The sequence below is a fragment of the Flavobacterium cupreum genome, from assembly GCF_003996965.1.
GTDB lineage: Bacteria > Bacteroidota > Bacteroidia > Flavobacteriales > Flavobacteriaceae > Flavobacterium > Flavobacterium cupreum.
The window spans coordinates 1-421 of record NZ_QWDM01000051.1; the positions used below are offsets into that span (position 1 = coordinate 1).

The 421-nt window shown below is 59.4% G+C and carries 1 protein-coding gene; it reads right to left on the minus strand.

Annotation, left to right across the window (positions count from 1 at the left end; translation table 11 throughout):
• A partial coding sequence (locus tag D0817_RS26655; protein ID WP_202866519.1) for an ISAs1 family transposase occupies positions 1–421 on the minus strand: 421 nt, incomplete at both ends.

Consider the following 421-nt stretch of genomic DNA (forward strand, 5'->3'; position numbering starts at 1 on the left):
AGAACGGACGATCCATCTTGCCGCTATCGGCGGCATCGAACCACAGCTTGACGGCCTCGGCCAGCCCGGGGTGATTGTCCTTCACGCCCAGCACATAGTCGGCGCCGCTTGCCACGATCTTGGCCGCGATGCCGCGCTGGCAACCCATCGCGTCAATCGTGATGATGGCGCCTTTGATATCGAGCGTTTCCAATAATTCCGGTATCGCTGTGATCTCGTTACTCTTGTCCGCAGTCCGGACTTGCCCGAGCGTCAAACCATTGGCGCTGCTCCATGCCGACACAAGATGAATCGCGCTCTGCTTGCCATCGTGCGAGCCCCGCACGCATTTGCCATCAATGGCGACGTGCTGGCCAACTAGCGAAGGGCACATTGAGCTCATCCACCGAACGAAGCACGACTCGAATTGCTTCGCGTCGAG